The sequence below is a fragment of the Streptomyces chromofuscus genome, assembly GCF_015160875.1.
GTDB classification, from domain to species: domain Bacteria; phylum Actinomycetota; class Actinomycetes; order Streptomycetales; family Streptomycetaceae; genus Streptomyces; species Streptomyces chromofuscus.
The window spans coordinates 720,753-746,388 of record NZ_CP063374.1; the positions used below are offsets into that span (position 1 = coordinate 720,753).

General features: G+C 73.2%; 21 protein-coding genes and 4 pseudogenes. 11 read left to right on the top strand and 14 right to left on the bottom strand.

Going from position 1 to position 25,636, the window contains the following annotated elements; translation table 11 throughout:
* Window positions 1–27: 27 nt before the first annotated feature.
* Window positions 28–696 (bottom strand): annotated as a pseudogene (locus IPT68_RS03210) (chitinase).
* Between the two features lie 233 nt (window positions 697–929).
* Here IPT68_RS03210 and IPT68_RS03215 point away from each other — a divergent pair.
* Window positions 930–1,994, top strand: coding sequence for a saccharopine dehydrogenase family protein (locus IPT68_RS03215; RefSeq protein WP_228040223.1), 1,065 nt, complete (start codon window positions 930–932; stop codon window positions 1,992–1,994).
* A gap of 31 nt (window positions 1,995–2,025) precedes the next feature.
* On the opposite strand, the gene polX is transcribed toward IPT68_RS03215, so the two are convergent.
* Entirely contained in the window at window positions 2,026–3,777 is a 1,752-nt protein-coding gene (gene polX / locus IPT68_RS03220; RefSeq protein WP_189700682.1) for a DNA polymerase/3'-5' exonuclease PolX, read from the bottom strand.
* Between the two features lie 15 nt (window positions 3,778–3,792).
* Between polX and IPT68_RS03225 the strand changes: the two genes are divergently transcribed.
* Window positions 3,793–3,936 carry a hypothetical protein gene (locus IPT68_RS03225; protein WP_189700767.1) on the top strand — a complete coding sequence of 48 codons (144 nt, stop codon included), beginning with the start codon at window positions 3,793–3,795 and terminating at the stop codon, window positions 3,934–3,936.
* A 429-nt stretch (window positions 3,937–4,365) separates the two neighbouring features.
* The gene (locus tag IPT68_RS03235; protein WP_189700681.1) at window positions 4,366–5,397 is read left to right on the top strand and encodes an acyl-CoA dehydrogenase family protein; all 1,032 of its coding nucleotides are present in this window, start codon (window positions 4,366–4,368) and stop codon (window positions 5,395–5,397) included.
* Between the two features lie 97 nt (window positions 5,398–5,494).
* On the opposite strand, the pseudogene IPT68_RS03240 reads toward IPT68_RS03235, so the two are convergent.
* The 3 genes and pseudogenes from IPT68_RS03240 to IPT68_RS03250 form a co-directional block, all read right to left on the bottom strand.
* Window positions 5,495–5,799: pseudogene (locus IPT68_RS03240) on the bottom strand (LLM class flavin-dependent oxidoreductase); the annotation flags it as partial.
* A 261-nt stretch (window positions 5,800–6,060) separates the two neighbouring features.
* Window positions 6,061–6,228, bottom strand: coding sequence for a hypothetical protein (locus IPT68_RS03245; protein WP_189700679.1), 168 nt, complete (start codon window positions 6,226–6,228; stop codon window positions 6,061–6,063).
* A 189-nt stretch (window positions 6,229–6,417) separates the two neighbouring features.
* A pseudogene (locus IPT68_RS03250) lies at window positions 6,418–6,951 on the bottom strand (MarR family winged helix-turn-helix transcriptional regulator).
* Between the two features lie 93 nt (window positions 6,952–7,044).
* Between IPT68_RS03250 and IPT68_RS03255 the strand changes: the two are divergent.
* Window positions 7,045–7,497 (top strand): SPW repeat protein, encoded by a 453-nt coding sequence (locus IPT68_RS03255; RefSeq protein ID WP_189700678.1) that lies wholly within the window; start codon window positions 7,045–7,047, stop codon window positions 7,495–7,497.
* 79 nt (window positions 7,498–7,576) lie between these two features.
* On the opposite strand, the gene IPT68_RS03260 is transcribed toward IPT68_RS03255, so the two are convergent.
* On the bottom strand, window positions 7,577–8,344 hold the full coding sequence (locus tag IPT68_RS03260) for an ArsR/SmtB family transcription factor (RefSeq protein ID WP_189700759.1): 768 nt from the start codon (window positions 8,342–8,344) through the stop codon (window positions 7,577–7,579).
* A 184-nt stretch (window positions 8,345–8,528) separates the two neighbouring features.
* On the opposite strand from IPT68_RS03260, the gene IPT68_RS03265 reads away from it, so the two are divergent.
* Complete coding sequence (locus IPT68_RS03265) at window positions 8,529–9,011, top strand: nucleoside deaminase (RefSeq protein ID WP_189700677.1); 483 nt, start codon at window positions 8,529–8,531, stop codon at window positions 9,009–9,011.
* Window positions 9,012–9,588: 577 nt separating this feature from the next.
* Here IPT68_RS03265 and IPT68_RS34770 read toward each other — a convergent pair.
* A complete protein-coding gene (locus IPT68_RS34770; RefSeq protein ID WP_189700676.1) occupies window positions 9,589–10,254 on the bottom strand; it encodes a chaplin in 666 nt (221 codons plus the stop codon).
* A gap of 301 nt (window positions 10,255–10,555) precedes the next feature.
* Here IPT68_RS34770 and IPT68_RS03275 point away from each other — a divergent pair, with 301 nt between their 5' ends.
* The 3 genes from IPT68_RS03275 to IPT68_RS03285 all read left to right on the top strand — a co-directional run bounded on the left by IPT68_RS03275 (window position 10,556) and on the right by IPT68_RS03285 (window position 14,403).
* Window positions 10,556–12,169 (top strand): alpha/beta hydrolase, encoded by a 1,614-nt coding sequence (locus IPT68_RS03275; protein WP_189700758.1) that lies wholly within the window; start codon window positions 10,556–10,558, stop codon window positions 12,167–12,169.
* A gap of 52 nt (window positions 12,170–12,221) precedes the next feature.
* Window positions 12,222–13,316, top strand: a complete 1,095-nt coding sequence (locus tag IPT68_RS03280; RefSeq protein WP_189700675.1) for a baeRF3 domain-containing protein — start codon at window positions 12,222–12,224, stop codon at window positions 13,314–13,316.
* 61 nt (window positions 13,317–13,377) lie between these two features.
* Window positions 13,378–14,403 carry a Gfo/Idh/MocA family protein gene (locus IPT68_RS03285; protein ID WP_189700674.1) on the top strand — a complete coding sequence of 342 codons (1,026 nt, stop codon included), beginning with the start codon at window positions 13,378–13,380 and terminating at the stop codon, window positions 14,401–14,403.
* Window positions 14,404–14,432: 29 nt separating this feature from the next.
* Here IPT68_RS03285 and IPT68_RS03290 read toward each other — a convergent pair whose 3' ends face one another.
* The gene (locus IPT68_RS03290; protein ID WP_189700757.1) at window positions 14,433–14,846 is read right to left on the bottom strand and encodes an SsgA family sporulation/cell division regulator; all 414 of its coding nucleotides are present in this window, start codon (window positions 14,844–14,846) and stop codon (window positions 14,433–14,435) included.
* A gap of 349 nt (window positions 14,847–15,195) precedes the next feature.
* On the opposite strand from IPT68_RS03290, the gene IPT68_RS03295 reads away from it, so the two are divergent.
* The gene (locus tag IPT68_RS03295) at window positions 15,196–16,623 is read left to right on the top strand and encodes a PP2C family protein-serine/threonine phosphatase (RefSeq protein WP_189700673.1); all 1,428 of its coding nucleotides are present in this window, start codon (window positions 15,196–15,198) and stop codon (window positions 16,621–16,623) included.
* Between the two features lie 58 nt (window positions 16,624–16,681).
* Here IPT68_RS03295 and IPT68_RS03300 read toward each other — a convergent pair whose 3' ends face one another.
* The gene (locus tag IPT68_RS03300) at window positions 16,682–18,175 is read right to left on the bottom strand and encodes a DNA-binding protein NsdB (RefSeq protein WP_189700672.1); all 1,494 of its coding nucleotides are present in this window, start codon (window positions 18,173–18,175) and stop codon (window positions 16,682–16,684) included.
* 239 nt (window positions 18,176–18,414) lie between these two features.
* Between IPT68_RS03300 and IPT68_RS03305 the strand changes: the two genes are divergently transcribed.
* Window positions 18,415–19,596: an aminoglycoside phosphotransferase family protein gene (locus tag IPT68_RS03305; RefSeq protein ID WP_189700671.1), complete on the top strand. Its 1,182-nt coding sequence runs from the start codon at window positions 18,415–18,417 to the stop codon at window positions 19,594–19,596.
* A 407-nt stretch (window positions 19,597–20,003) separates the two neighbouring features.
* Window positions 20,004–21,977 (top strand): N-acetylmuramoyl-L-alanine amidase, encoded by a 1,974-nt coding sequence (locus IPT68_RS03310; protein ID WP_189700670.1) that lies wholly within the window; start codon window positions 20,004–20,006, stop codon window positions 21,975–21,977.
* A gap of 4 nt (window positions 21,978–21,981) precedes the next feature.
* Here the strand turns inward: IPT68_RS03310 and IPT68_RS03315 are convergent, their stop codons facing one another.
* The 5 genes and pseudogenes from IPT68_RS03315 to IPT68_RS03330 all read right to left on the bottom strand — a co-directional run bounded on the left by IPT68_RS03315 (window position 21,982) and on the right by IPT68_RS03330 (window position 25,615).
* Entirely contained in the window at window positions 21,982–22,479 is a 498-nt protein-coding gene (locus IPT68_RS03315) for a hypothetical protein (protein WP_189700669.1), read from the bottom strand.
* 495 nt (window positions 22,480–22,974) lie between these two features.
* A complete protein-coding gene (locus tag IPT68_RS03320; protein WP_189700668.1) occupies window positions 22,975–23,880 on the bottom strand; it encodes a universal stress protein in 906 nt (301 codons plus the stop codon).
* A gap of 152 nt (window positions 23,881–24,032) precedes the next feature.
* Window positions 24,033–24,275, bottom strand: coding sequence for a DUF397 domain-containing protein (locus IPT68_RS03325; protein ID WP_189700666.1), 243 nt, complete (start codon window positions 24,273–24,275; stop codon window positions 24,033–24,035).
* A gap of 83 nt (window positions 24,276–24,358) precedes the next feature.
* A pseudogene (locus tag IPT68_RS33770) lies at window positions 24,359–24,641 on the bottom strand (thiolase C-terminal domain-containing protein); the annotation flags it as partial.
* Window positions 24,642–24,763: 122 nt separating this feature from the next.
* The gene (locus IPT68_RS03330) at window positions 24,764–25,615 is read right to left on the bottom strand and encodes an alpha/beta fold hydrolase (protein WP_189700665.1); all 852 of its coding nucleotides are present in this window, start codon (window positions 25,613–25,615) and stop codon (window positions 24,764–24,766) included.
* Window positions 25,616–25,636: the final 21 nt, after the last annotated feature.

The window sequence follows — 25,636 nt, forward strand, 5'->3', positions numbered from 1 at the left end:
CATGACACCATGCGCCGCGGACGGGTGTCAGCAGGAGAGGTTGCCGCCCGGTGGAACCCCGAGGATCTGCGTGAACCGCTGGTAGTTGGCCACTCGGCTCCGCACCTGCGCCGGGCTCTTGCCGTCGCACTCCAGGGCGCCGTTGATGCTGCGGACGGCCTGCCCGAAGCCGGCACCGTTCACCATGGCGTCATGGCCGGTCATGGTGCCGGGGCCGGTCTGGGTGTTCCCTTACCACAGACCCGTCTTCCACGCGACCGAGGCGTTGTTCTGCACCATCCAGGGGTCGTCGAGGAGGTTCAGGCCGAGCGCGTCGCCCGCGGCCTTGTAGTTGAAGTTCCAGCTCAGCTGGATGGGGCCGCGGCCGTAGTAGGCGGCCTGGCCCGCCGGGCAGCCGTACCACTGGCTCCCGTCGCAGTAGTGCGGGTAGTTGGCCTGGTTCTGCTCCACGATGTGCACCAGGCCGCCGGTCTCGTGGCCGACGTTGGCGAGGAAGGCCGCTGCCTCCTGCTTCTTCACGGTGTCGCTGCCCGTGCCGGCGAAACCGGGGTACGCGCCGAGCGCGGCGGTGAGACCGCTGTAGGTGTAGAAGGAGTTCCGGTTCGGGAACATCTGGTTGAACTGCGCCTCGCTGACGACGAATCCGGCGGCGGACGCCGTGGGGGCCGACTGGAGGGCGAGGGCGGCGCCCGCCAGGGCGAGTGAGCTCAGGAGTGCGGAGATGCGAGCACGACGCCTCGACACAGGTTCAGCTCCTTTGCGGTGCACGGCCGCTCCCGGGAACTGGAGGTGGGGGCGGCCGTGGTGGGGGGTTGGACCGACACTCAACCGGCTTGGTCTGTACCAGTCAAGGGTGTAGACCAGTCAACCGCCCCGGGACGCCGGGCGAGTTGCCGCACGGCCGGGCGCGCACGGTGTATCCAGGAGGCATGACCAGGCAGACGTCTGCGCGGGCGCCCCTCGACGGGCGCATTCTCGTCGCCGGTGGCTACGGCGCCGTCGGCGCCGTCGTCACCTCGGCGCTCAACGCGTGGTTCCCGGGCCGGGCGGTGCCGGGCGGGCGGGACGCGGAACGGGTGCGCCGACTCGGCGGCGTCCAGGTGGACGTCAGCGACCCGGACGGGTTCGGACGGGAGCTGGCGGCACTCGGCGACGTGGGCATGGTGGTGCTGTGCGTGGAGCCGCCCGACGCGTCGATCGCCCGGGTCTGCCTGGAGCGCGGGATCCATCTCGTCGACGTCGGCGCCACCGCCCGACTCCTGGACGCCGTGGCCGAGTTGAGCCCGATCGCGGCGGCCACGGGAGCCACGGCGGTGCTCAGCGTGGGCGTGGCCCCCGGGCTGACGAACCTGCTCGCCCGGCGCGCCCATCGGGACGTCGGCGGGGCGCGGAGCGTGGACATCACGCTGTTGTTCGGCGCCGGCGAGCGGCACGGCGCGGACGCCCTGCGCTGGACGATCGCCGGTCTGGCCGAGCCGGTGCGGGCCGCTCCCCGCCTGGTTCCGCTTCCGGGGTTCGGCACCAGGACGGCGTACCCCTTCCCCTTCTCCGACCAGCACACACTCCCCCACACCCTGGGCGTCCCGGACGTGACGACCCGGCTGTGCCTGGACTCGCGCCCGCTGACCGCCGCGCTGTTCGCGCTGCGCCGTACGGGACTGGTCCGGCTGATCGGCCGGCCGCGGGCGCAGCGGAGGGTGGCCCGCGCCCTGGCGGGCGTGCATCTCGGCGGGGACGGGTTCGTGGTGCGCGTGGACGCCCGAAGCGGCGGACGGCACGCGGCCTACGCGCTCACGGGGCGGGAACAGAGCCGGGTCACCGGCCTGGTGGCGGCGCACACGGCGCGGGCTCTGCTCGACGGGAGGGGGTTTCCCGCCGGAGTGCACCACATCGACGAACTGCCCGCACTGGCCGGGCTGCCCGAGGACCTGGTCCGGCACGGCGACATCGGGCTGCTGCGCCGGGCGGCGCCGACCGGCGGACAGCGGTCCTGAGCGTCGGGCGCGTGGTCCGCGCCCGCGTTGGCTACACCGTGCCCGTCCGGCCCTTGCGCAGGAAGCGCCGCAGGCGGGTCAGCGGCCAGGTGTTGATCACGTCGTCCGTGGTGAGCCACCCGCGCTGCGCCGTGCCCACGCCGTAGCGCAGGTGCGCCAGGTGGAGGGTGGAGTGGGCGTCGCTGTCGATGGCGAACTTCGCCCCGTGCCGCTTGGCCCGCAGGATGTGCTCGTCGTTGAGGTCGAGCCGGTCGGGATGGGAGTTGATCTCCAGGGCCGTGCCGGTGCGGGCGCAGGCGGCGAAGACCGCGTCGAGGTCGGCGTCGACGCCGGGACGCTTGCCGATGATGCGGGTGGTGGGGTGGCCGATGATGTTGACGTACGGGTTCTCGCAGGCCCGCAGGAACCGCTGGGTCATCGCGTCGGGCGCCTGGTTGAAGTGCGAGTGCACCGAGGCCACGCACAGGTCGAACTCCGCCAGGAACTCGTCCGGCCAGTCCACTTCGCCGTCCGGGTCGATGTTCAGCTCCACGCCGTGCAGCAGCCGCATCCCGCTCCGCCTGCCGCGCCGCCCGTACTCCTCGTCCAGCTCCCGTACCCGCTCGCGCTGGGCCAGCATCCGCTCGTCGGTCATGCGCTGCATGGACAAGTTGGGCGCGTGGTCGGTGATCGCGTAGTAGGCGTGGCCGCGTTCGGCGGCCGCAGCGACCATCTCCTCCAGCGGGGCGAGACCGTCGGTGAGGTCGGTGTGGGTGTGCAGGTCGCCCCGGACGTCGGACTCCTGGACCAGCTCGGGCAGTTCGCCGCGCAGCCCGGCCTGCACCTCTCCGCGGTCCTCGCGCAGGGTCGGCGGAATCCAGGGCAGACCGAGCCGGGCGTAGACGTCCTCCTCCGTGGCGGAGACGATCCTCTCTCCGCTCTCGACGTCGAACAGCCCGTACTCGGAGAGCTTGAGCCCCCGGTGCACGGCCAGCTCCCGGGTGCGGATGTTGTGCGCCTTGGAGCCGGTGAAGTACTGCAGTGCCGCTCCCCACGAGTCCGGCGGCACGACCCGCAGGTCGACGGCGAGGCCCTTGGTGGTGCGGATCGACGTCTTGGTCGTACCGTGCGCGACGACCTCGGCGGTCTCCGGCAGGCCGGTGAAGGCCCGCATCAGCGGCTCCGAGTCCTCGGCGGCGGCGAGGACGTCGACGTCCCCGATCGTCTCGCGGACGCGGCGCAGCGAACCGGCGTACGCGCACCGCAGGCAGCCGGTCACGTTCGACAGCTGGGCGACGATGCCCTCGGCGACGTCCGTGGCGGCGTCGAGCATGACGCGGTCCCCGGAGGACTGCAGCAGGGCGATGCCGTGCAGGATGTTCTCCTCCGTCTTGGGGCCGAAGCCCTTCAGGTCCCGCAGCCGCTCCCCGTGAATGGCGTCGGCCAGTTCCTCGATCGAGGAGATGCCCAGTTCCTGGTAGATCGCCATGGCCTTCTTCGGGCCGAGCGTGGGGATGGCCGTCAGCCGCCGGACCCCCGCGGGGATGCGCGCCCGCAGCTCCTCGACCGCGGACACCTGCCCGGTGCCGAAGTACTCGACGATCTTCTCCGCGATGGACTTGCCGACGTTGGGGATTTCCTGGAGGCCCTTGACGTCGAGCCCTGACACGTCCGCGTGGTGGCCGCCGATCGCCCGGGCGGCCTTCTCGTACACCCGCGCCCGGAACGCGTCTCCCCCGGTGATCGAGATCAGGTCCGCGTACTCGGCGAACAGCGCGGCGACCTCATCGTTGGAACGAGCCACGCCTCCAGCGTAAGCATGACCCGCGCACGCCGCCGGACGGCTTCCCCGGCGGTGTCGACGTCGCCGGGTGAGCGGACGATGACGGCGACCGCGCGGCCGTACGCGGCCCGGGACACCGCCGTGACGTCCGCCGTCATCGGCCGGCCGCCCCGCCCGTGAACGGGCGCAATCGATCGGTAGTGTCGTCTCCGGCGCGGCCGTGCGGCCCCAGTGAGGGCCGTTTGGAGGTCGGGCGTCTGGACGGGGCAGATCCCGCCGAGGTGCTCCTCGCCCCGGGCGTACGGGCCGTCGCTGATCAGGACGTCGCCGTCGCGGGGTCGCAGCACGGTGGACGACTCCGGTCCGTGGAGTCCACCGGCGAACACCCAGGCGCCGGCCTGCCGCAGCTCCTGGTGGAAGCGGTCGAGGTTCCTCCCGATCTCGGCGAGGACCTCGGGGGGGCGATTCGCCCACCGGTTGCCTCACGCCGAGCAGGTAGGACGTCATGGCGTCCTCCGGGCGCCGAGAGTTCTCACACCTCTGCCCGCCTGCACGAATGACGGCCCGCGGGATCGACAACGCGCGCCGCGCGGCCGGAGGATCTTTCCCATGACCACCACACCGCACCCGCTCGTCACCCGCGCCCGGCAGCTGGCGGACGGCCTCCTCACCCCGAACGCCGAGACGGTGGACCGGACGGAGGTGCCCGCCGGCCACATCGAGGCGATCAAAGGGTCCGGGCTGCTGGGGATCGGCGCGCCCGAGGACTACGGCGGTTCGGCCGCGCCCGCGTCGGTGGCCCGGGAGATCGCGGAGATCCTGTCGGGTGCGTGCTGCTCGACCTGGTTCGTGCAGACCCAGCACCACACGCCGGTCGCGACGCTGATGAAGGGCGCGGCGCCGGTGCGGGAGCGGCTGCTGGGACCGCTGGCCCGCGGTGAGCTGCTGTCCGGGGTGGCGTACGCGCATCTGCGGACGTACCCCCGCAGGCCGGTGCGGGTGGTCCGGGAGCGTGGCGGGTGGCGGTTCGACGGGACCGTGCCCTGGTACACCGGGTGGGGCCTGAACGACGTGATGCTGCTGGCCGGCGTGACCGGCGCCGGCGAGGCCGTGTTCGCGTTCGCCGAGGCGCGCGAGCAGCCGGGGCTGCGCGCCTCGCCGCCGATCCGGCTCGCCGCGCTCACCGCGGCGCGCACGGTGTCGCTGGAGCTGGACGGGCTGTGGCTGCCCGAGGAGGCGGTGGCGCTGCGGACGCCGTACGAGCGGTGGGCCGCCGAGGACCGCCCCAAGACGGTTGCCGCCTCCCCCGCCGTCTTCGGTGTCGCCGAGGCCGCCCTCGCCCTCCTGGACGACGACACCGCCGGCCCGCTGCGCACCCGCCTCTCCGGCGTCCGGGACCACGCCTACGCGCTGGCCGACGAGGCGGCACCGCACGAGCACCTGGACGAGCGGCTGGCGCTGAGGCTGCGGTCGCACGAGGTGCTGAGTGCGGCGACCACGGCGGCGGTGGTGTCCGGCGGCGGCCGGTCGATGGTCCTGTCCAGCAAGGCCCAGCGGCTCGCCCGTGAGGCCCTGTTCCTGCTCGTCCAGGGGCAGACCGCCGAGTCACGGCGAGCGCACCTCGACGCCCTGGCCTCATGACGTGAACGGCACTCGCGGCGCGGCGGACGGCGGCCACTCGGCCGCCGGATGCCGCCACAGACCCTGGGCGGCCAGGCGCGGCAGGACGCCTCGCCGCACCAGTACGCCTCCTCCAGGTGCGGACGGCCGGAGAGACTGAACTCCTCGCTGCCCAGGGGCGTCCGGCGACCAGGAACATCAGCCGCTCGGTGTGCGGCCGGCCATCGCGGTGGTCGGCCAGGTGTCCTCGCAGCAGGCGCCGGTCGGCGTGAGCGCGCCCTCGAAACCGGGGTCCACGGCGGCGCGGGCGACCTGGCTCGGACGGGCGACCGTCGGCGGCCGGTCCCGGCCGGAGGCGGTGGCCGGGGTGCCGTGGCCGGCGCCGACGACATGGCGGCTGTGGCGCGACGCTCGCACCCACACCCCCGCACCACCCGGCCCGCCCGAAGGTCCGGCACATCGGCCGGGGCGGGCTGAACGGCGCGCGCCCGCCCCGGCACCACCCGCACCGGGGCGGGCGGCAGCCGTCAAGGAGAACCCGGCCGGTCTCGCATTGCGGACCAGCGCGTGCGGCGCAACTGGACATCGACATCGCGCCGTTGTGCGGCCGCGGATCGGGCGGGCCCCGGCGAAGCCGTCGTGCGCGGGGCCCGGTGGTCGGTGGCTCGCTCACCCGCCGGTGGTTCAGTCCTCGTCGCGCGCAGGCACCACCACGAGGAACGCGTCCGACTTCAGGTCCATCACGACCGTCGCCGGCTCACCCTCGGCACGCAGCGCGGCGGCGTACTCCTCCGCCGGCCACGATCCTCGCGGAGCCCCGGCGGGAAACCGCTCCATCACCTTCGCACTCATAGCCGCAGACACCTCCAACGTCCGACGCTCCGAACCCTCGACGGGTGCGGGCAACTCCCGTACGATTCGCCTGCCCTCGATCCCCGCGATCATGTACGCCCGCGTGACGCGGGCGAGCGGGGGCCGACAGGCGGTGACGAGCAGGCGCCCCGCCTCGTCCTGCCGCCCCGCCCCGCGCAGAACCCGCGCTCAGTCGTCGGACGCCCGGTGCAGGGAGAGTTCCTCGGTCAGCGCGGCCAGGAAGCGCAGCGCGACCGCGAGTTCCGCCTAGGAGAAGCGGGCCCGCGCGGCAGCGGTGGCCTCGGGGAGCGGCCGGTAGTACGAACCGGCCGTCGAGGCGGCGGCGGAGGCGTGGGCGCAGATGGACCACCCGGCGGTCGGGGTCACCCCGGACGCGGCGGATGAGCCCGGCGCGCTCCAGCCGCTCCACGCAGGCGGTGACGGAGCCGGAGGTGAGCCCCAGTCGCTCGCGCAACCGTCCCGGGGTCATCGGCTCGTCGGCGTCCAGGATGGCCGCGAGCGCCTGGACATCGGTGGCGTTCAGCCCGTTCCCGCCCGCGAAAGCGTGGACCAGGCGGTTGATCTCGCCGTTCATCCGCGCAGTTGCAAGGAGAGGAAGCGCAGGTCGACGCCGCCGGGCGCCTCGAGGGGCCGACGCCCGCCGACACGACGTAAGTGATCGTTTCTGTCTCCACGATGATCAGAGTAGTGACCTCTACACATAAAGGCCGAATAAGAGCAGAATGGACATCAGTGGCGCTTACCGCATATCGCACCAGACGTGGTCTGGCCAGCGACGTCACGAAGGAGACAGCCATGGCCAATGTCCACCCCACCAGAGGTGACACCAGAGGTGACATCACCAGCCACCCCGACGCCCTGGAGATGCGGGACCGGTACGCCCGCATGCTCGGCGGCCGTGATGTGGCACTCGTGGACGGACCCGTGTTCCTGCTGGGTCTGTACTGCGCCGTGTCCCCCTGGGTGGTCCACTACGCCGCCAGTCAGCCCGCACTCGCGACCCACAACCTGATCGTCGGGATAGCGATCGGACTGCTGGCACTCGGGTTCACACGGGCCCCGGAGCGCATGTACGGCCTCAGCTGGGCCATGTGCGCACTCGGCGTGTGGATGATCATCTCCCCGTGGATCGTCGGCGCGAACCCGGACGCCGGCGTCGTCTGGAACAACGTCATCATCGGCGCTCTCGCCCTGGTCCTGGGCCTGGTGTGCGCCGGTACGGCGGCGAAGAGCGCCCCCAAGCCGTAGGAGTCCCCGACAGGAAGGGAGTCGATGAGTAACACCCAGGCCGGCCCGCCGCTCCTGGCGGACCGGCCCTTCGCGCGCCTCAGCCGCTGGGCACCAGCCACGGCTCCTGCGGCAGCGGACGGCCGGTCTCCAGCAACGACTTGAGGTTGGACAGCACCGCGGCCCAGCCGGACGCCGCGTCGGCGCGCTCGTCCTCGTCCGCGAGGTCCTCGTGGGTGACGGTGAGGCGGACGATGTCGCCGTGCGGCCGGATGTCGAAGGTGACGCGCGAATGGCCGCTGACGTCACCCTCCTCCCCGGGCGCGCCCCAGGTGGTGACCAGCCGCGTCGGGCGCTCGCTCCCGGTCACGGTGCCGACCACGTCGGCGATGCCCGAGCCGTCCGTACGGACATGGGCCCAGCGGGACCCCGGCCGCCAGTCGGACTCGTTGCGGTGACCCCAGTAGGCGGCGGTGAGGTCGGCGTCGGTGAGCGCGTCCCAGACCTTCTCGGGGGTGCTCGCGATGTAGGTGACGTACACGAAGGTGGGCTTGTCGGTCATGGCTTCCTCGGCTTGTCGCTTCACGGCGCCGAGCACGCGCAGGCGCGGGCGCTCGAACTTGTCGATCCACCGCTCCTGGATCCGGTGGAGCGGCACGGGGTTGAGGTAGTGCAACTTCTCCCGCCCCCGTCGCACCGTGCTGACCAGGTTGGCGGCCTCCAGGAGGGCCAGGTGCCGGGTCACCGACTGACGGGTCATGTCGATCTGCTCGCAGAGCTCACCGAGCGTCTGCCCGTTCTCCTCGTGGAGCCGGTCCAGCAGGCGTCGGCGGGTCTCGTCGGCCAGGGCCTTGAAGACCTGGTCCATCCGGAAGTCGTCGTCTCCTGATTGCACACCCAAAGTTATGCAGCTAATTGGCTGCATGTCAAGGTCGGGCGGGTCGACCGCAGGCGTTCGCCTTCCTGACGCGGGCCGGGTGGGCGATCCTGTGGGTGTCGCCGCCGCGCCCGAGTGGCGGGCGCCACCGGCGATGAGAGGGAGGCCGTAGCCCATGGTGAGCGAAGCCGAGCTGCCGCATCTGCGGCGGTGCGTCGAGCTGGCCGCCCAGGCGTTGGAGGCCGGCGACGAGCCGTTCGGGTCCGTGCTGGTGGGCGGGGACGGTTCGGTGCTCGCCGAGGACCACAACCGGGTCGCCTCCGGTGACCGCACCCGGCATCCGGAGTTCGCGTTGGCGCGCTGGGCGGCGGCGCACCTGTCCCCGGAGCAGCGGGCGGCGGCGACCGTGTACACGTCCGGCGAGCACTGCCCGATGTGCGCGGCCGCGCACGCCTGGGTGGGCCTGGGCCGCATCGTGTACGTGGCCTCGTCCGAGCAACTCGCGTCATGGCTGACGGAGTGGGGCGTACCGCTGCCGCCGGTGCGGACACTGCCGGTCAACGAGGTCGCGCCGGGGGTGGCCGTGGCGGGGCCGGTCCTCGAACTCACCAAAGACATACGGGAACTGCACCGCCGCTTCTGCGGCGCGCGGGGCTGAGTCCGGCGTTGCGACGAGGGGCCGGCCGAGTGCCGTCCGCGTCAGCCGTCCTCCGGCGCACGAGGCCGAGTCCCGAACTGCGACGGGGGCCGAGTCCCGCCCCACCGAGCGGACCCGACACCGATCAACCGCACGCGGGCGAATCCGGCCACGGCACGAGGCCGAGTCCCGCCCCACCGAGCGGACCCGACACCGATCAACCGCACGCGGGCGAATCCGGCCACGGCGCGAGGCCGAGTGCCGTCCTGCGGAGCGGACCCGACACCGATCAACCGCACGCGGGCGAATCCGGCCACGGCGCGAAGCCGAGTCCCGCCCCACAGAGCGGACCCGACACCGATCAACCGCACGCGGGGTCGAGTCGCGCTGCGGCGCGAGGCCCGATCCGGTCCCATGACGGGTACCGCCACCTGCTCCGGGCACTCGAAGGCGCCGGCACATCGGGTGACACCCGGGCCCTGCCTCAGGGCCCCGACCGCGGCCCCATGCCCTCGACCTCGGGCCCACGCCCCAGGCCCCACCGGTGATCACCCCCCGATGGGGCCTCCCCCGTGCGCATGCGCGGTGCCGCGTGGGCTCAGCGCACCGCCCGGGGGCGGAAGCGCCGGTACAGGACCGCCCCGCCGAGCACCATCGCAGTGGCGCCGAGCGCGGTGGGCAGGGTCGCGTCCGCGCCCGTGTCCGCCAGGCCGGACGTGGTGGGCGGCACCGTGCGCGGGGCCGCCGGCTTCGGCACCGGGCGCGCCTTCGGCGGGACGGATGGCTCGGCCGTCGGCGGCGGTGACACCGGACGGTCACCTGGGGTGTTCACGGACTCGTTGCCGACGGCGCCGTTGCCGATGCCGACGACGTTCACGCTGTTGCCACTGACGTTCACCGGCAGATGCACCGGAAGCTGCACTCCGTTGCCGGAGATCACCCCCGGCGAATCCTTTCCACCGCCCTCGGCGGTCGCTCCCCCGCCCGACGCGGACCCCGCTGCGGGGTGCCGGTCGCCGCTGCCGCCGGTGTTGGCGCAGCGGTTGCCCGCGGCGGGGTTCAGGAGCCCCACCACGTTCACGGTGTTCCCGCACACGTTCACCGGGACGTGCACCGGGAGCTGGACGGTGTTGCCGGAGATCAGCCCTGGCGAGCCGACCGCGGCTCCGTCGGCCGCGGAGTCGGCGTGCGCCGGAAACGTCACAGCCATCGCGCCCGAGGCGGCGGCGACGGCGATCACACCGTTTCGGGTAACCCGTTTCATAGGGTCCCTGCCTTCCAGACGTGGTCACGGGCGTTCACCCGCACCGGATAAAACGCGGGTGAACCATCCGAGTTATGGCTTATCCGCCTTTCACCCCTTCGAGTGGCACGGTTGTCGAACTAGCCGTAAAGTCTCCGAACCGTCACACACCCTCCGTAACCACCCCTGTCGACCGAGTGAGCGAGCGGCGCACGGCAGCGCCACCCCCGCCGTGCCGGCCCGGAGGCGGCCCCCGCGAGTGCCGCTTATCGTGAGCGAGGGCGCCGCCACCGGTCCCCAGCGGGGCGCCCTGGAGGCATCGATGCTGGCCAAGCTGTCACCGCGGCGCGCGGTGCGACGCCACGCGGTCGCCGGAGCCGTCGGCCTGGCGATGCTGGGCGCCGCCCTGCCGACGACGGCCGCGGACGATCCACAGCCGGACCTGACCCGGTTCTACCGTCAGAAGGTCGCGTGGAAGACCTGCGACGGCGGGCCGACCTCGGACGATCTGCAGTGCGGCAAGGTGACCGTGCCCCTCGACTACGCCCGTCCCGGCGCCGGGACACTGGAGCTGGCCCTGGCCAGATACCGGGCGAGCGGCGACAAGCGCGGCTCGCTGGTGCTGAACTTCGGCGGTCCCGGCGGCCCCGGCGTCAGCGAACTCGCCCACAGCGGCGACGACTTCATGGACCTGACCGACGGCTACGACGTGGTGAGCTTCGACCCGCGCGGCGTCGGCCGGTCCTCGCCGGTCAGCTGCGGCGACAACCCGTACGGCGGCACCGTCATCACGGCGGGGACCGACGAGACGCTCCGCGATCCCGGCACGGTGCTGCGGCAGTTGAAGAAGGCGGCCGGCGAGTGCGCGAAGCACTCGGGGCCCGTACTGCCGCACATAGGCACGGTCAACACCTCCCGCGACCTGGACGTCATCCGCCAGGCACTCGGCGACGACAAGCTCAACTACCTCGGTTTCTCGTACGGGACGCGCCTCGGCGCGGTGTACGCCGCCCAGTTCCCGGACAAGGTGGGCCGGATGGCGCTCGACGGGGTGGACACGCTGACGGAGTCGCTCACCCAGCAGGGCATGGCGGGTGCCCAGGGGCAGCAGACCGCGCTGGAGGACTTCCTCGACTGGTGCGTGAAGGACGTCGCCTGCCCGTTCGGCCAGGACGCCCGGACGGCGCGGGAGGCCGTCGTACGCCTGATCCGGTCGATGGACCAGGACCCGGTCCCGACCGCGTTCAGCGGCGAGTTCACCGGGCAGGACCTGGTCGGCGCCCTGAGTCAGGCGCTCTACAGCAGGCAGATGTGGCCCTCGCTGCAGCACGCGCTCGCCTCGCTGGTCGAGGACGGGGACACGAGTGAGGTGGAGGCCTTCGCCACCGGCGGCTCCGCGCTCCCCGGCCTCGGACAGGGTCGGCAGCAACGGTCGCCGTCGGCCGACGGCGCACTCGTGGACCAGGACGACGTCCCCCTGGACAACCTTCCGGCCGCGCTGATGGCGATCAACTGCGCCGACGACCCCGACCGCCCGTCCGCCCGGCAGATCACCTCGAACCTCGGCCGGCTGCGCGCCGCGTACGAGGAGGCGTCGCCGGTGTTCGGCCCGTTCCGCCTCACCCAGGTCCTGCTCTGCTACGGCCGCCCCAAGGGCACCGACTTCATCCGCGAAAAGGTCAAGAACGTCGACACGGCCAAGATGCTGCTGGTCGGCACCCGCGGCGACCCGGCGACGCCGTACCGCTGGACCACACAGACGGCGAAGCGGCTGGGACCGTCGGCCGTGGTGCTCGACAACAAGGGCGACGGCCACACCGGCTACGCATCGTCGAAGTGCGTGCACAGCAAGGTCGACGCCTTCCTGCTGTACGGCACCCTGCCCCCGAACGGCAGCTCGTGCGGCTCCCGGAGCGGCGAGGAAGCGGCACCCTGACGATCAATGCGCCCCAAATGCCCGATACGTGAATCAGCCCTATGGTGCTGCTATGGAGCACGCACTCAGTCCCACGACCCTGTCCGAGCTGCGCCGGCCTCGCCCCTACCCCGCGGTGTCGGTGCTCACGCCGACGCACCGCAGGGAGCCGTACAACGCGCAGGACCGGGTCCGGCTGCGCAATGTGGTGTCCGAGGCCAAGAGGCAACTGGAGGCCGACCCCGCGGTGACCCGCGAACGGCGTGCCGAGGTGGCGGCCCAGCTCGACCAGGCGCTCGGCGAGGTCGACCTCACGTACGCCGAGGACGGCCTGGTGATCTTCGCCGCCCCGGGTGAGCACCAGGTGTGGTCGCTCGCCCGCACCGTGCCCGAGCGGGTGGTGCTCTCCGACACCTTCCTCACCCGCAACCTGGTCTCCGCCCAGGTGTCCGAGCGGCCGTTCTGGGTGCTGTCGGTCTCGGCCGACCGCGCCACCCTCTGGAACGGCGGTGGCGGGCGGATCACCGAGCAGCGCACCGGCGGCTTCCCCTACACCCGCAGGAACGAGAACTTCGACCCCGAGCGCCTGGAGCGGTTCGGTGACATGCCGAGCACCTTCCGCGACGAGGGCACCCGGCACTTCCTGCGCGAGGTCGACGCGGCCGTGGGCACGGTGCTGCGCGACAGCCCCAGGCCGCTCTACGTGACCGGCGAGCAGGCCGCGCTGTCCTGCCTGGACGAGATCGGGGACGTCACCCGGCGTGCCCTGCACATCCCCCACGGCGGCCTCGCGCACGGCACCCCGGACGCCGTCTGGCAGGCCGTGCGGCCGGTGGTCGAGGCCGAGGACATGAGGACCGTCGACACCGTGACCAAGGAGCTCGAATCGGCCCGCGGCCGCAAGGAGTTCGCGGCCGGGGTCGACGAGGTGTGGCAGAACGCCCGGGAGGCCCGGGTGCGGCTGCTCGCCGTCGAGGAGAACTACCGCGTGACCGTGCGCGACGACGGCGATCACCTGTTGCCGGCCTCCAGCGACGATCTCGACGCCCGCGAGGACATCGTGGACGAGATCGTGGAGCAGTGCCTGGAGACCGGCGCCGACGTCCGCTTCGTCCCCGACGGCACCCTGGCCGACGCGAACGGCATCGCGGGCGTCCTGCGCTACTGACGCCGCCCGCGCACCTGCGCCTACGCTACGCCGGGACAGCCGGCGACGAGGGAGGGCGTACGTGGGTGAGCTGCTGGGCGTGGCGGTGCTGGGCGCGGGACACATGGGAGCCGACCACATACGGCGCCTCGACCGGGTGGTGAGCGGCGCAAGGGTCGCCGCCGTGGGCGACCCCGACCCGGCACGGGCGAAGGAAGCGGTCGCCGGTGTCGACGGCGTCTCGGTGCACACGGAGACGGAGGCCGCGCTGGACGCGCCCGGTGTCGAGGCGGTCCTGATCGCCTCGCCGGGTCCCGCGCACGAGGAGGCGCTGCTCGCGGCGTTCGCACGCGGCCTTCCGGTGCTGTGCGAGAAGCCCATGGTGCCGGAGTCGGCGAGGGCGCTGCGCGTCGTGGAGGCCGAGGCACGGCTCGGCCGGCGGCTGGCGCAGATCGGCTTCATGCGGCGGTACGACGCCGAGTACCTGCGGCTCAAGTCGCTGCTGGACAGCGGCCGTCTGGGACGGCCGCTGATGCTGCACTGCGTCCACCGCAACGTCTCCTCACCGCCCGGCTTCACCAGCGCGATGCTGGTCAACAGCTCGGTCGCGCACGAGATCGACGCGGCCCGCTGGCTGCTCGGCCAGGAGCTGACCGCCGTGACCGCGCTGCGTCCCCGGCCCTCCGGCAACGCCCCCGAGGGCCTGCTCGATCCGCAGTTCGTGCTGTTCGAGACAGGGGGCGGCGCCCTGGTGGACGTGGAGGTCTTCGTCAACTGCGGCTTCGGCTACCAGGTGCGCTGCGAGGCCGTCTGCGAGGCGGGCAGCGCGCGCATCGGGGAGGCCCACTCCATGGTGGTCACGGCGGAGGGCGGCGCCCGCGAGGAGGTGCCCCAGGACTACCTCGTACGGTTCGCGGACGCCTACGACCGCGAGGTGCAGGCCTGGGTCGACGCCACCCGGCGGGGCCGGGTCACCGGCCCGAGCGCCTGGGACGGGTACGCGGCCTCCGCCGTCGCCGAGGCCGGGGTGCGGGCACTGCAGAGCGGCGGCCGGACCGCGGTCGAGTTCGCGCCGTGCCCGGAGCTCTACCCGCAGGCGGCCGGCTGACGCGGGGCGTGGCCAGTGGCCGTCCCGCGTCAGACCCCGTCGAAGAGGCTGCTCAGCCCCCGGTCGACGGCGTCGCCGACGTCCTCGTGACCGGCGGCGACGACCGCGTACGTGCGCAGCAGGAAGCGGCGCAGGGCGGCGGTGTCGAACCGGAGCAGCGCCAGCCCGGGCGGCGCGTGGAACTCCAGCACCGTACGGGCGCGTCCGCACGGCCAGATGTGCACGTCCCCGCTCCCGGCCGGGCCGCGCACCCCTTCCTCCAGCAGGGCCCGCGCGAAGGTCCAGCTGAGCGCCTCGCCGTCCAGACACGCCTCGGGCGGGAAGTCGAAGTGCACGGCCAGCGGGTCGGTGGAGAGGTAGCGAAGGGTGACGGGGACGGGAACGTCCCGCTGCTCCGCCGTGATCAGCCGGGCACGGGCGGGCTGCTGGAGGGTGATGTCCATCATGCGGTCTCCACTGCGGGCGAGAGGGCGGCCGGTCCGGTGCCGGTTCTCTTACGACCCCGACGAGGCGCCCGACGTACACCTGGAACACACATGCGTCGAACACTCGAGTGAGTGCCGCACAAGTGGCCCGACGGCTCGCCAATTCGCGTATACCGCCTACGACTTGTCTGCCGCCGGGCGTACGCGCCATCTACGTCACAAGCGCTCCGTGAAGACTGTGGCATATGCCAGAAGCACCACCGTATCGTGTGTTGCCAAATCTCTTACAGGGCGCCGCGGGCTGTGCAACAGTCGTAACGGTCCCACCGTCACCCTTGGTCGTACCGTCCCCGCATCGGAGTGCGTCATGCCGTCCCATCTCTCCGCGGACCGCCCAGCCGGCCAGCCACCCGGACCCGGCTCGGTCGACGCGCTGATATCGCAGGCGCGGCGGCTCAAGGGCGAGGTGGACGCCGTACGGCGGGACGCGCACAGTGACGGTTCGGACCCGCGGGATCGATGGCAGCGCGCACTCTACGACCTCGCGCTGCACCAACTCAACGATCTGGACGAGCACCTGGCCCAGCTGCGCGACGGCCCTCCGCCGGTGCCACCGGCGCCACAGGCCGAGCCGGCCCCGGCGGCACCGCCCGCCGCCCGGAGCGAGTCGCTGCTCAGTCGGGTCGGCAGCGCGGAGTGGAACCTGCAGACCGATCAGGCCAGTTGGTCCGGCGAGCTGTACGAGATCCTCGGCCGCGCCCCCACCGCGCCCCCGCTCACCCTCGACGAGCTGCCCTCGCTCGTGCTGGACGCGGACCGGCCGAAGCTGACCGCGATGGTCACGGACTGCCTGGTCGACGCCAAGCGCATCGACGGCGAGTTCCGGATCGTACGGCCGGACGGCGAGGTGCGAACCGTGCACATGATGGGCGAGCCCGTGCTCGACACTGACGGCAGCACCGCCTCGATGTGGGCCGTGCTGCGGGACGTCAGCGAACTGCGGCGCAGTCAGCAGGCGGTGAGCGAGACCCGTGACTCGCTCCAGCGCCGGCGGCACGTCGCACAGACCGAGCACCGGCTCGCGGTCGAGCTGCAGGAGGCCGTGCTGCCGCCGAGGCACGGCACCCTGCGGCTCCCGCGCCAGGGCGAGCACACCCTCGACGTGGCGGCCCGCTGCCTGCCCTCCTCCACCGGCACCCCGGTCGGCGGCGAGTGGTACGACGCGCTGGAACTCCCCGGCGGCGAGACGCTCCTGAGCATCGGGGACCTCACCGGCCACGGCGTCGGTGTGACATCGGGCATGGCCATGCTGCTCGGCGCGGTACGCGGCATGGCGATGGCGGGGACCCGGCCCGGCACGCTGCTGGCCTGGCTCAACCAGCTGCTGGACACCACCGTCCAGCCGGCCCTCGGCAGCGCCGTCTGCTGCCGCTACCGGCCCGAGACCCGCACGCTGGTGTGGGCCCAAGCAGGGCACCCCGCCCCGCTGCTGTTCCGCAACGGGACGGGGCGCAGGTTGAACGCACCGGACGGTGTCCTGCTCGGCGCGACCTCGGGTGCCACCTACGGCGAGACCGAGGAAACCCTTCAGGAGGGCGACCTGATCCTGCTGCACACCGACGGGCTGGCGCCCGGGGACAGCGGGACGGCCGCCGCGCACCGCCTCGTCGACCTGGCTCCGCTCTTCGCCGGAGCACGCACCGCACAGGACTGCGTGCGGACGGTCGTGGAGGAGTTCGGCGGGACCGAACGTCAGGACGAAGCCTGCGTGCTGATCGCCAGGGTCACGTCATAGGGGTCATGGGGGCAGTCGGTCGAATATGGGGCAGTCGGTCGACACGGGGACAGTCGCACTACACCTGTGAGTTGTTGCCGCCCCTCCCCTTCGGCTTGGGCAGCGCCAGCTTGATCTCCTCGCGCAGCTCCTGAATCCTCGGGTACTCGGCGTACTCGGCCGTCAGCCGGTACATCTGGCGCAGCCGGTCCCAGGTGCGGCGGGAGGAGTTCTGCCCCATCGACATCAGGGCGAGGCGAGCGAACCGGTCCGCCTGTTCGGGGTCGTCGGCGATGAAGCAGGCGGAGGCCATGGACAGGAAGTCGAAGATCTTCGACCGCTGTTGTGCCTCCACCCGCAGCGCCAGCGCCTTGTCCGCGTAGTGCTGGGCGTGCGCCGCCGCGCCCGGCTCGAACTCCGCGAGCGTGCGGTAGGCCAGGGCCTGCATGCCGTACAGGTCCGCCTCGTTGAACAACTGCATCCAACTGGGCGGCGGTACGTCCCCCTTGTCGGAGACGAACAGGTCCTCCGCCTGACCGAGGGTGCGGCGCATCGCCTGGCTCTTGCCCATCGACGCCTGCGCCCAGGCCTCGATGGTGTGGAACATCGCCCGGGTGCGGGGCAGTACCTCCTCACCGGAGCCGGACTGGGCGAGCTTCATCAGGTCGAGCGCGTCGTCGGGCCGGCCCAGGTGCACCATCTGGCGGGCAGCCCGGGAGAGCGCCTCGCCGGCCCGGGGCCGGTCGCCGCCCTCTCTCGCGGCATGGGCGGCGATGACGAAGTACTTCTGGGCCGTGGGCTCCAGGCCGACGTCGTGCGACATCCAGCCCGCGAGGACGGCGAGGTTGGCCGCGACGCCCCACAGGCGCCGCTGCAGATGGGGGGGATGGCGGTAGGCGAGCATGCCGCCCACCTCGTTGAGCTGGCCCACGACCGCCTTGCGCTGGAGCCCGCCGCCGCGGGCCGCGTCCCAGGCGCGGAACACCTCGACCGAGCGCTCCAGTTCCTCGATCTCCTGCGACCCGATGGGGGCGGCCTCGTAGCGGTCGTACCCGGCGGGGTCGGCGTGCAGGGGGTCGTCGAGGTGAGGTGCGTCGGCCGCCAGGGCCGGATCGGTGTGCAGCCAGTCGTACATGGCACTGCTGAGTGCGGATCCCGCGGCGAGCACGGCACCCGCGCCCACCAAGCCGCGTCGGTTGAGCATGAGGTCCATTCCCGTGAATTCGGTGAGGACCGCAGCGGTCCGTTCGGGCGCCCACGGCACACCGTCGGGATGCTCCACGCTCCCGCCGCCCTGCCGCTTCCCCGCACGCCCGTGCCGGACCAGACCGAGGTCCTCGATGGTCACGACACGGCCGAGACGCTCGGTGAACAGAGCCGCCAGCACCCGCGGCACCGGATCGCGCGGGATCTCTCCCGTGTCGATCCACCGCCGCACCCGTGAGGTGTCGGTCGCCAGCTGGGGGTGGCCCATGGCCGCCGCCTGCTTGTTGACCAGCCTCGCGAGCTCTCCCTTGGACCAGCCGGCCAGGCCGAACAGGTCCGCAAGGCGGGTGTTGGGTTGTCCGCTCACATCAAGCCCCCAGGTACTCGGCTGAGTTGACAGTAGCCCGGGGCGAGTTGCCGGGCGACTATTCGCCAGGGTTCGCCAGGGTGCGCCAGATGGTGTGCCACCGGGCATCGGGTGTCAGGTAGGAACGCGCCACCCCGACCCGGTCGCCCTACGGCCGGTGCATTCCCCAGGGTGCACCCGGGCGGTCGGTTCGGGTGGCGCAATGACGTCGCAGGCACACGAAGGGATCTGTCTCGCCCATGTACGCAGCATCGTCCTCCGTGTCCGCCCCGCCCCGGCCGCTGCGCCCGCGCCCCGCGGCTCCCGCCTCCCCGAGGCCGGGAGAGCCCTCGCTGCCGGGCGGCGGCGGCCCCTATCTCGCCCCCGCGCGCCCGACGGCCCCCGTGCTCGGTGCGGGCCGCACGCGGCGCCCCGCGGGGCTCGGTACCCAACCGCTCAGCGGGAGACTCGACTTGTCCGGCCCCCAGGGCGCCCAGCTGCGGACGGCGATCGCCTCGGTGCACCGGATCTGCCCGGAGTTCGCCCCCGTGCAGGTGCTGCGGCGAAGCGGACGGTCCGTGCTGCTGGTCGGCACCACAGGACGCAGTACGGCCGTCGCCAAGTGCTTACTGGACCACTCCCCCGCGTGGGCGGAGCGGATCCGCCACGAAATAGCGGCATACCGCTCGTTCGTCCGGCACCGCCCGCCTGTGCGGGCGCCCCGGCTGATCGCGGCGGATCCGGACAACTGCACCATGGTCATCGAGCGGATGCCGGGACGGGCCGCGGCGCTGCAGCGGCACCCGTCGGAGCCACCGCCGCGTGCGGACATCCGGCAGGCGCTCAGCGCCATCTGCCGGCTGAACGCCTGGCGGCCCCCCGCGGGCACGTTCGCCGCGCCGCTGGACTACGCGGCCCGGATCTCCCGGTACCACGAGCTCGGACTGCTCACCGACCGGGATCTGGGCGACCTGCAGAAGCTGCTGCACGGCATCGCGCTCGCCGCCGGGCGCCAGGGCATGGGCCAGTTCTGCCACGGCGACGCGCTGCTGTCGAACATGTTGCTCTCGCCCGCGGGACCGGTCCTGGTGGACTGGGAGCACGCCGGCTGGTACCTGCCGGGGTACGACCTGGCCACCCTGTGGTCGGTGCTCGCCGACGCCCCGGCGGCGCGGCGGCACATCAGCCAGATCGCCCAGTCCGCGGGGCCGGCCTCACGGGACGCGTTCCTGGTGAATCTGATGCTCGTACTGACCCGCGAGATCCGCACGTACGAGACGGCCGTGCAGCGTTCGATGCACGACGCGACCCCGGCGGCACCGGGAGTGGCCCACCAGGGTGCTGCGCCGTCCGGCGAGGAACAGCGGCTGCTGCTGCGGCGGCTCCACGACGACTGCCAGCTGGCCCGCCGGGCCGTGCGCGCGGCGGTCGGTACTCGCTGAAGGGGGATGACGGTCCGCGGTGCGCCGGCGACAACGCGCACCGCGGACCTCGTCGCGCCCAAAACCGTCGCCTTCCGGTGCTCTACCCCCGGGCTGCCGTAGCCGAGGGCGTCGCGCCCACAGCCGTTGTGTCCGGGGGCGTGTCCAAAGGCCGTCGCCTCTGGCGCCCGTGGCCGGGGATCGTCGGTCCGGAGCCATCTCGTCCGGGTCGTCACGGACGGACCATTGGTGTACGCCACTGACGCCCCGCAGGCCCGTCGGCCGGCGCCACGAAACTCCCCCCACCCCGCCCTGACCGGGGACATCGCCTCCCGCGGCGCATGATTGACGGATCGTCGGAGAGCCGGTACCACTGACACGCTCGGCCCCGCACGGCTCATCGCGCTCAACCGTCCCAGGAGGCTGCTTTGCGAGGATCCCCCACCGACCCCCGACGAGCCGCCGGGCCGAGACGCGCACACCGCACCGTCGGCGCCGCGGCCTGTGCCGCGCTGCTGCTGCCGCTGCTCGGCGCCGCCCCGTCCGGCGCCCGCTCGGACGGCCCGCCGGACGGCCGGCTGCAACAGGCCTTCGAGCAGGCGGCCGTCGCGTACGACGTGCCGCGGAGCGTGCTGCTCGGCGTCGCCTATCTCCAGTCCCGCTGGGACGCGCACGGCGGCGCGCCGAGCGTCACCGGCGGCTACGGCCCGATGCACCTCACCGACGCCCGTACGGCGCTGGCCACCACCCCGCACCACAGCGAGGGCGCGGAGGACCCGCGCGGCGACGACGCCCGCCCGCCGCTGCTGCCCGAGGCACAGCTGCCGCAGACCACCGAACTCCCGGCCCGCCTGACGACGTTGTCCAAGGCGGCCGAGCTGACCGGCATCAGCGCCGAGCGGCTGCGCACCGACCCGGCGGCCAACGTGGCGGGCGGGGCCGCGCTGCTCGCCGCCGCGCAGCGGGAGCTGGGCGCGCCGCCGAGCGACGACCCGGCGGACTGGTACGGCGCGGTGGCCCGGTTCTCCGGCGCCGACGACACCGCGACGGCGGCGACGTACGCGGGCGACGTGTACGACGTGCTGCGCGCCGGCCAGGAACGGCGCACGGACGCCGGTCAGCTGGTCACCCTGGCCGCACAGCCCGAACTCGTCCCCGACACCTCCCAGTTGCGGCGGACCGGCCTGCGCCCGGCGTCCGCCGAGGGCACCGAGTGCCCGGCGACCGTCTCCTGCGAGTGGATCCCGGCGCCGTACGAGGAGTTCGGCGAAGGCGACTACGGCAACCACGACCTGGGTGAGCGCCCGGCGTCGCAGGACATCGACTACATCGTCGTGCACGACACGGAGGGCGCCTGGGAGGGCGTCCTCGCCATGGTGCAGGACCCGGCCTATGTGTCCTGGAACTACTCGCTGCGCTCCACGGACGGCCACATCGCCCAGCACGTCAAGGCGAAGGACGTGGCCTGGCACGCCGGCAACTGGTACGTCAACGCCAAGTCGATCGGTCTGGAGCACGAGGGCTTCCTGGCCTCGCCGGACGCCTGGTACACGGAGGCGATGTACCGCTCGTCGGCGCGTCTGGTGAAGTACCTCGCCGAGAAGTACGACATCCCGCTGGACCGGCAGCACATCCTCGGCCACGACAACGTGCCCGGCCCGACCACCTCGACGATCCGGGGCATGCACACGGACCCGGGCCCGTACTGGGACTGGCAGCACTACTTCACCCTGCTCGGCCGCCCCTTCGGCCCCACGGCCCGCGCGGGCGGGAACATCGTGACGATCCTGCCGGACTACGCCGCCAACCGGCCGGTGTACACGGGCTGCACCGCCCAGGCCGAGCCGTGTGCGGTGCACGGCTCGAGCGCCGTGCGGCTGTACTCCGGGCCCGGCGAGACCTACCCGCTGATCAAGGACATCGGCCTGCGTCCGGGCGGCGAGGACTCGACGACCGACGTCAACGACATCGGCTCACGGGTCTCCACCGGCCAGCAGTACGCGGTGGCCGAACGCCAGGGGGACTGGACGGCGATCTGGTACCTGGGCCAGAAGGCCTGGTTCCGCAACCCGGTGCAGGCCCCGACGGCGGTCCCCGCGAAGGGCAGGGTCGTCACGCCGAGGGACGGCCTGGACAGCGTCCCGGTGTACGGCCGTGCCTATCCGGAGGCGTCCGCCTACCCGGCGGGTGTGCCGGCGCAGTCGGTGTCCCCGCTGCCGTACCAGCTGCTCAAGGGCCAGAAGTACGTCGTCGGCGACAAGGTGCCCGGCGAGTACTACTACGCGGTTACCTTCGCCACCGACGCGCACCGGGTCGTCGTGGGCAAGGACCTGTACTACGAGATTCAGTTCGGCCACCGGGTCGCGTTCGTCCGGGCGGCCGACGTGCGGCCGGTGTCGTAGCGGATCAGCCCTGCTGGAACAGTTCCGCCGGGAGCGGCTTCAGCAGGGCGTACAGGTCGTCCGTGATGGGGCGGTCCCAGGCGGCGATGGTGACGAGGACGTTGTCGCTGCGGTCGAACTGCACGCAGGAGATCCGGCTCTCGGAGAGCTTCAGGCGGCGCACGATGAGGAGGTTGTCGCCCTGCATCACCGGCACGTCCTCGGTGCCGACGACCGTCACCTCCTCGTCGTTCTCCAGGGCCAGCAGCAGCTGGGCCACCTCGAACGGGATCTGCCCCTCGGCGACCTCGCGGGCCGGGGAGCCCTCGGGCAGGTTGCCGATGATCATCGCGGGGCCGCGGCCGCCGAACAGGTCGTAACGCAGGAAGACGCCCTGGCAGGTGCCGTCGGGGGCGGGCAGCAGGCCGGCGCCGAGGTTGCCGGGCCAGTCGCCCGGGTCCATGGCCAGCACGTCGAAGTCGGGGCCGGCGGGAGTGGCGCTGCGGCGGCGGAGGAACGACATGCCGCCATGGTACGTGCCCGCAGGTCGTCGGCGTCGGGCGGGCGAGGCGGAAGTCCGCGGCGTTCGGGCAGCGCCTGGAAGCCGCGCGGGGAACGGGTGCGACCAGCCACGACGGCCCCGCGGACGGTCGACGGCACACCGCGGCGCGTCGAGCGGCGCCTCCGCGGAGCGCTCGGGCGGACCTGTCGACGGGGACGGTGGGAGTACGGGCCGCCGCGGCGGTGAGGCGGGCAGGCGTCGGGGTGGGAGCGGACCCACGCGGTGAGCACGTCGGGGTCGGCCGGGTCGTCGGCGACGCCGCCGCCGCGTCCGTCGTGCCGGACGGTCAGGGCGAGGTCCGGCGCGAGCCGGGCGTCCCTGCTGGCCGGGTCCGAGTCCCGCATGCAGCTGAGGGAAGGGGTGGCCGGTCATCCATTGGCACGGCCACCCATGAGCACGGTTGCCGACTGGCACGGTCATCCACGAGCCCGGCCCTCCATGAGCACGGGTCCGGCGTCACTCCTCCGGCGGCGCGGGCGGCACCACCGCGACCGGGCTCGCCGCGTGCAGCAGGACGGCGTGCGTGACGGAGCCCATCAGGCGGGCGGGGGCGAGCAGGCGGCGGCGGTGCCGGCCCACGACGACCAGCTCGGCGTCCAGCGAGTACGCGACGAGGTTCGCGGCGGCGTCGCCGGGGACCACGCGTGCTTCCGCCCGGACGCCGGGGTGGCGCCGGCGGTGCGGGGTGAGGAAGCCCTCCGCGAGGGCCCGCGCCTCGTTCTCCACGGCGTCCTGGTCGATGCCGGTCGGCAGCAGTTCACCGGCGGCGCCCGCCCAGAGCTGCACCGGCCACGGGTAGGCGGCGACCGCCTGGAGGCGGGCGCGGCGCAGCGCGGCCTCCTGGAAGGCGAAGGCGAGGGCGGCGTCGTCCGGGCCGTCCACGTTGAGCCCGACGACGACGCGGGGCCCCGGTTCCTGCGGCGGGGCGTCGTCCACCTCGCGGCCGGGCCGGGGCACGACGACGACCGGGCACTCGGCGTCCCGGGCGGCCGCGAGGCCGTTGGAGCCGAGCAGGAGCCTCGCGAAGCCGCCCCGGCCCCGGGAGCCGAGCACGAGCACCTGGGCCTCGGCGCCCAGGTCGGGGAGTACCACGGCGGGGGTGCCCTCGGGGCCGAGGTACTCCACGGCCGGTGCGTCGGCCCGCTGGGCGACGTGGGCGCGGGCCCGGGCGAGGACCGGATCGTCCGCCGGCTCCGGCAGCCGGGCGACCGCGACGTCGGCGGGCACCCGGACGGCGTACTGGCGGACGTGCACCACCCGCAGCGGCGCGGCGCGTCCGCGGGCGGCGTCGAAGGCCCAGTCCAGGGCCCGCAGGCTGTCGGGCGAACCGTCGAACGCCGCGATGACCGGCAGGGTGCTCATGGTTCCTCACCTCCGCAGTGGCGACCCACCACTCCCCGGGGCCGGCCTCGCTCAGGCCTCGGCCCCGGGAGGGCTCACTGGATCGCGTGTCCACGAAAAGGGTGGGGAACACCCCCCGGACCGGCCCGTCCCCCCGGTGCGCGCCGGTGGGGTCAGGTCAGGTCGAACTCGCCCTCCCGCGCACCCGACACGAACGCGCCCCATTCGGCGGGGGTGAAGATCAGGGAGGGGCTCTCCGGGCGGCCGCTGTTGCGCATGGCGATGAAACCCTCGACAAAGGCGATCTGCACATCCCCCACGCCGCGGCTGCTGGACTGCCACTGGGCGTTGCTCAGGTCCAGTTCCGGCTTGTCCCAGCCCATGAGCGGCTGCTGCTGGGTGGTGGTCTCGGCCACGTCCGTGCTCCTCCCGACTCGTCGTCCGCGGCCAGCCTAGCGATCGGTCCCCGGAGTCAACAGGCCACGTGGGGGGGACCCTTTCAGGCGTCCGGTGGCTGCGCTCCCACGAGCCACATGGAGAAGAACCGGGATCCGCCTCCGTAGGCGTGCCCGAGCGCCGTCCGGGCGCCGTCCACCTGGTTCTCTCCCGCCTGTCGGCGCACCTGGAAGCGGCCTCCGCGAAGCGGATCACGGCGGTTGCGCCAATGGGGTCGGTGGAGAGCACACCACCCCCGACACGGTGACCGGCAGGTCCCCGTCCGGCTCGGTCACGACGGATTCGGTGGGTTCGGCGGCGTCGACGTCCCGGCGCGGGTCGGACACGGTCCGGCGGACCGGGCGGGGGCCGGGAAGCGGTGCCCGACGAGCGCAGGTGGGCCCGCACGGGATCGCCGACGCCGGCACCGGCGACGTGGGCCTCCCGGACCGGCCCAGCAGGCGGTCGGCTACGCGCCCTTTTCGTTCGCGGCGAAGAAGTCGGCGGTGCGCCCCGCGAACCACGCCGGGTCGTCCACCCACGGATAGTGCCCGGCGCCGGGCTGCACGGCGACCTCGGCGTTCGGGAAGACCTCGGCGGTGCGGCGGGCGAGTCCGGGGCGCGGGCCGCCGTCGAGTTCGCCGGCGTACACGAGGACCGGGGCGGTCAGCGTGGCGAGCGCGGCGCGGGTCGCGGGCGGGTCGTAGGCGCCCTCGGCGCCGTACCGGTCCGCGGCCTCCTCGTTGCTCTCCTCCTCGTCCCGCCGGGCATGCGCGGCGGCCGCCTCGTCCCAGCGCCCGTAGAAGAACGGGATGAACGCCGGGTCGAAGTCGCCGCCCTGGAGCAGCCACCTCTCGAACGCCGGATACGCCGCTGCGAACCACGGCTCGCCCGTGCGAAGCCGTGCGGCGGCCAGCCGGTCCTCGGTCGTCGCCGGCATGCCCAGCGCCCAGGGCGTCGCGGTGATCAGCGCGAGCCGTGCGACCCGGTCGGGGTGCCGGGCGGCGTACAGCATGGCCAGGCTGCCACCCGCCGAGTGACCGAGCAGGTCCATCCGGTCCAGCCCCAGGTGGACCCGCAGCGCCTCCACGTCGGCCACGAGCCGGTCGCAGCGGTACGTCGCCGGGTCCGCCGGCGCCTCCGAGTCGCCGGTGCCGCGCAGGTCGAGCAGGACCAGCCGGCGGTGGGCGGCGAGTCCGCCCAGGTCGCCGAGGTAGCCGGAGGGCCGCATGGGGCCGCCGGGCAGGACGACCAGGGGGGCGCCGTCGCCGCGCAGGTGGTGGGCGAGCCGGGTTCCGTCGGGGGCGCTGAAGGTGGGCATGGCGGTCATCCTCGGCTCGCG

Bases quoted from the DNA above. Each gene is read 5' to 3' on its own strand.
- IPT68_RS03215 (WP_228040223.1), top strand. From the start codon at position 930: ATGACCAGGCAGACGTCTGCGCGGGCGCCCCTCGACGGGCGCATTCTC.
- IPT68_RS03225 (WP_189700767.1), top strand. From the start codon at position 3,793: ATGACCCGCGCACGCCGCCGGACGGCTTCCCCGGCGGTGTCGACGTCG.
- IPT68_RS03235 (WP_189700681.1), top strand. From the start codon at position 4,366: ATGACCACCACACCGCACCCGCTCGTCACCCGCGCCCGGCAGCTGGCG.
- IPT68_RS03245 (WP_189700679.1), bottom strand. From the start codon at position 6,228: ATGAGTGCGAAGGTGATGGAGCGGTTTCCCGCCGGGGCTCCGCGAGGA.
- IPT68_RS03255 (WP_189700678.1), top strand. From the start codon at position 7,045: ATGGCCAATGTCCACCCCACCAGAGGTGACACCAGAGGTGACATCACC.
- IPT68_RS03260 (WP_189700759.1), bottom strand. From the start codon at position 8,344: ATGGACCAGGTCTTCAAGGCCCTGGCCGACGAGACCCGCCGACGCCTG.
- IPT68_RS03265 (WP_189700677.1), top strand. From the start codon at position 8,529: ATGGTGAGCGAAGCCGAGCTGCCGCATCTGCGGCGGTGCGTCGAGCTG.
- IPT68_RS34770 (WP_189700676.1), bottom strand. From the start codon at position 10,254: ATGAAACGGGTTACCCGAAACGGTGTGATCGCCGTCGCCGCCGCCTCG.
- IPT68_RS03275 (WP_189700758.1), top strand. From the start codon at position 10,556: ATGCTGGCCAAGCTGTCACCGCGGCGCGCGGTGCGACGCCACGCGGTC.
- IPT68_RS03280 (WP_189700675.1), top strand. From the start codon at position 12,222: ATGGAGCACGCACTCAGTCCCACGACCCTGTCCGAGCTGCGCCGGCCT.
- IPT68_RS03290 (WP_189700757.1), bottom strand. From the start codon at position 14,846: ATGGACATCACCCTCCAGCAGCCCGCCCGTGCCCGGCTGATCACGGCG.
- IPT68_RS03295 (WP_189700673.1), top strand. From the start codon at position 15,196: ATGCCGTCCCATCTCTCCGCGGACCGCCCAGCCGGCCAGCCACCCGGA.
- IPT68_RS03305 (WP_189700671.1), top strand. From the start codon at position 18,415: ATGTACGCAGCATCGTCCTCCGTGTCCGCCCCGCCCCGGCCGCTGCGC.
- IPT68_RS03315 (WP_189700669.1), bottom strand. From the start codon at position 22,479: ATGTCGTTCCTCCGCCGCCGCAGCGCCACTCCCGCCGGCCCCGACTTC.
- IPT68_RS03320 (WP_189700668.1), bottom strand. From the start codon at position 23,880: ATGAGCACCCTGCCGGTCATCGCGGCGTTCGACGGTTCGCCCGACAGC.
- IPT68_RS03330 (WP_189700665.1), bottom strand. From the start codon at position 25,615: ATGCCCACCTTCAGCGCCCCCGACGGAACCCGGCTCGCCCACCACCTG.